Genomic DNA, 4008 nt, shown 5'->3' on the forward strand with positions numbered 1-4008 from the left:
CTGATCGTCCGGGAACTGGGAGCGACGGTGGTGGAGGAGTTCACCAACGAGTGACGGCACCGGGCCCACCTGCGGCGCCGGGCCCACCTGCGGCGAACCCACCCACTGCAATGAACCCACCCCCTCACCGACGCCCTCTTGGACGCGGCTACGCGCGCAGCCCCCAGAGGGCACCCCGAGCGCCCCGACGCCGTTTGGAGGAACGTACAAGTCGGCCCGCCGCCCGCCCTCGGCAACCCGCACAAGGCCACGCCGGTTACCCTGAACCCCGTGAAGGTCCTCGTCATCGGTAGCGGCGCCCGCGAACACGCCCTGTGCCGTTCCCTGTCCCTCGACCCCGACGTCACCGCTCTGCACTGCGCTCCCGGCAACGCCGGCATCGCCGAGGTGGCCGAGCTGCACGCGGTCGACGCCCTCGACGGCAAGGCCGTGGCCGCGCTGGCCGAACAGCTCGGCGCCGAGCTCGTGGTCGTCGGCCCGGAGGCGCCGCTCGTGGCCGGCCTCGCCGACGCCGTGCGCGAGGCGGGGATCCCGGTCTTCGGCCCCTCCCAGGAGGCCGCGCAGATCGAGGGGTCGAAGGCCTTCGCCAAGGACGTGATGGCGGGCGCCGGCGTCCCCACCGCGCGGTCCTACGTCTGCACCACCCCCGACGAGGTCGACACGGCCCTCGACGCCTTCGGTGCCCCCTACGTCGTCAAGGACGACGGTCTCGCGGCCGGCAAGGGCGTCGTCGTCACCGCCGACCTGGAGACCGCCCGGGCCCACGCGAACTCCTGCGAGCGCGTGGTCATCGAGGAGTTCCTGGACGGCCCCGAGGTCTCCCTCTTCGCGATCACCGACGGCCAGACGGTCCTCCCGCTCCAGCCCGCCCAGGACTTCAAGCGGGCCCTCGACGGCGACGAGGGCCCGAACACCGGCGGCATGGGCGCGTACTCCCCGCTCCCGTGGGCCGACCCCAAGCTCGTGGACGAGGTCCTGCAGACGGTCCTGCAGCCGACGGTGGACGAGATGCGCCGCCGCGGAACCCCGTTCTCCGGTCTTCTCTACGCCGGCCTCGCGATCACCTCGCGCGGTGTCCGGGTCATCGAGTTCAACGCCCGTTTCGGCGACCCCGAGACCCAGGTGGTCCTGGCCCGGCTGAAGACCCCGCTGGCCGGCGTCCTGCTCGCCGCCGCCAACGGCACCCTCGCCGATCTGGAGCCCCTGCGCTGGAGCGAGGACGCCGCGGTCACCGTGGTCGTCGCCTCGCACAACTACCCCGGCACCCCGCGCACCGGAGACCCGATCACCGGTCTCGACGAGGTCGCCGCCGAGGACGCCCCGCACGCCTACGTCCTGCACGCCGGTACCAAGCGCGACGGCGACGCGATCGTCAGCGCGGGCGGACGCGTCCTGTCGGTCACGGCGACCGGCAAGGACCTCACCCAGGCCCGCGACCGCGCCTACAGGGCCGTGGCCCGCATCCGCCTCGAAGGCTCCCAGCACCGCACCGACATTGCGGCGAAGGCGGCGGGCGCCTGACCGGCCGTACGTCCGGATGAACCCTCCAGGCCCCGTGTCCGTCTTCGGATGCGGGGCCTGAATGCGTCCCCGGCTCCGCGAAACGAACCCGGCGGCCAACAAAAGCAACCAGCAGCCGACCCGAAAGCATCCGGCGGCCAACCCGAAAGCACCCGGCGGCGAATTCGAACCTGAGTCAATAACCGGGGCCTGATCCTCGCTGACCGTCATCCACCTCTGACCAAAGCCATTCCATCGAGTGACCGCTGCCCCATCCGGCTGACGGGGGCGGGGGCCCCAACTAGGGTGCGGCGCAAGCGTTCCGGCACTTGGCCCACCGGCATTGCGATGTCAGTGGCGGGTGCCACAGTGGGGGAGTGGGCAACGCCAGACGGCCAGCCGGCCGGGACAGTCAGGGAGGGGGTGAGGTCCGGTCGTGACCGGTACCGCGATGGGTGTGGAAGCGGGCGCGCAGGCAGCGCGCTCGAGGGCTCTCGCCGTGCTGCGCGTCCGTAGCCGTGCGCTGGCCGTGGCCCTGCTTCCCGCCGCCCTCGCCGTGATCCTGCTGGCCGGCGGTTCCACGGGGCATCTGGTGGGTTCCTTCTGGCATGCGGCCCGCTGGGCCGTGACCCCCGTCGCCGTGGCGGTCCTGCTGGCCGCCGGTGCCGTGGCACTGGTCATCGCGCGGGCCCGGCCGGCCGTGACCCCGACGGTTCCGATCGCGGAGGAGTCCGCCCCCGACCTGTACCGGATGGTGCGCGACCTCGCCGACCGGCTCGACGTCCCGGCACCGTCCGCGATAGCGCTCACCCCGGACTGCGACAGCTGGCTCGAGGACCGCACCCACCCGGCCCACGGCCCGCCCCCGGCCGACGACCGCGCGGACGAGATAGCCGGCGTCCGCGCCTCGCACCACCGCCGTACGCCGGCCGCGCCGGTCCTCGTCATCGGCTCCCCGTTCCTGTGGTGGATGCGCGTCGGCGAGCTGCGCGCGGTCCTCGCCCCGGTCGTCGCCGGTACGGGTCCTTCGGCGCATCCCGACATAGCCGCGGCCCGCCGTTTCGTCCGCGGTCTGGACGCCGCTGTGGCCGTCGCCTCGTCGTCCCGGCGCTGTCCGGGGACCCGTCTGGTGTGCGCGGGGATCGGCGCGGTGGCCCGTCTCCTCCTGCGCGGCTGCCGGGAACACGCGGCGCTGATGGAGCGCGGGGTCGCGGCCGCGGCCGCCGAGCGTGCACAGGCTGTGGACTACGGCCTGCGCATCGTCGCCCAGGAACAGGTCGGTCTGGCCTACGCGGGCTGGGACCGGCTGCTCACCCGGGTGGCGCTGCCCGCCTGGCGGATGGGCCGCTGGCCCTCTCGCCTGGACGCCGGCGTGGTGGCGGCGCTCACCGAGCTGTCCCGCCGCGACCGTCTGGCCGAGGGCTTCGCCTCCCGTCTGGGCGAGCGCCCCGCCTGCGACCTCCTGGAGGAGCCCGGCGCGGTCGACGAGGCCGCCTCCCTGCTCGCCGCCCGTCTCTTCCACGGCGGTCCCGAGGCCGGCCCCGACTGGTCGCCGGTCGACTGGCAGGAGTACCCGGACGAGGTCGTGGACCGCAAATGGCGCACCGACGCGGCCCGCCTCCACCGGGTCCTGGACACCCTGGGCATCACCACCGGCCCTACTCCGACACCTCCCGAGGGCCCCAACCTGGCCCGCGTAATGGACCACCTGTCGACACCACACGGCCCCGCAGCCACCGAGAGCGATGAAGCCGGGGCCCCCATGTCGCACGGCCCCATGGCCGCCGACGGTGAGGAGGCCGGGGCCCCCATGTCGCGCGGCCCCATGGCCGCCGACGGTGAGGAGGCCGGGGCCCCCATGTCGCACGGCCCCGCGGCCACCGACGGCGATGAAGCCGGGGCCCCCATGTCGCACGGCCCCATGGCCGCCGATGCCGAGGAGGCCGGGGCCCGCATGCCGCTCGGCCCCGCGGCCACCGACGGTGAGGAGGCCGGGGCCCGCATGCCGCTCGGCCCCGCGGCCACCGACGGTGAGGAGGCCCGGACCCCCATTCCACACGGACCCGCGGTCACTCACGGCGAGGAGGCCCTGGACGCCCAGGGGCCGGCGGCAGCAGACCTCGGACGTCGCCCGGGTGCGGACGGAATCGACGAGGAGGACGAAGGCGAGCCCGAGCCGGACGGTCCGGCCGCCACCCTCGCCGCCGCCCTGACCACCCAGCTCTCCCGCGAGGAGGCAACAGCCGCCCCCGTAGGCCCGGCCACTCCCGACGCGGTCCCCTGGGACGACGCGACGCTCCCCCTCTTCCCGCTCCAACCGCCCCGCAGCGCCCGCGAGTTGCTCACCGAACACGTCACCGCGATGGTCTGCTGCGCCGCCATGGACACCGCGGGCGCGACCCCCGGCCTGGACTGGCTGGACGGCCCCACCCTCCTCCTCAACGGCGAACGGGCCACCGACCTCACCCCCCGCGTCCTCAGCCTCGTGGAGGACGGCGACCCCGCTCC

2 protein-coding genes are annotated in these 4008 nt (G+C 74.4%); both read left to right on the plus strand.

The window, feature by feature from the left end; genetic code table 11:
* Positions 1 to 270 precede the first annotated feature (270 nt).
* Positions 271 to 1521 (plus strand): phosphoribosylamine--glycine ligase, encoded by a 1251-nt coding sequence (gene purD, locus GRC12_RS42440; RefSeq protein ID WP_208785784.1) that lies wholly within the window; start codon positions 271 to 273, stop codon positions 1519 to 1521.
* 430 nt (positions 1522 to 1951) lie between these two features.
* Positions 1952 to 4008: hypothetical protein (locus tag GRC12_RS42445; protein WP_208785785.1), on the plus strand; the 2057-nt coding region annotated here is incomplete at its 3' end.

Origin of the sequence: Streptomyces griseorubiginosus (assembly GCF_017614965.1) — a bacterium.
Classification (GTDB): Bacteria; Actinomycetota; Actinomycetes; order Streptomycetales; family Streptomycetaceae; genus Streptomyces; species Streptomyces griseorubiginosus_B.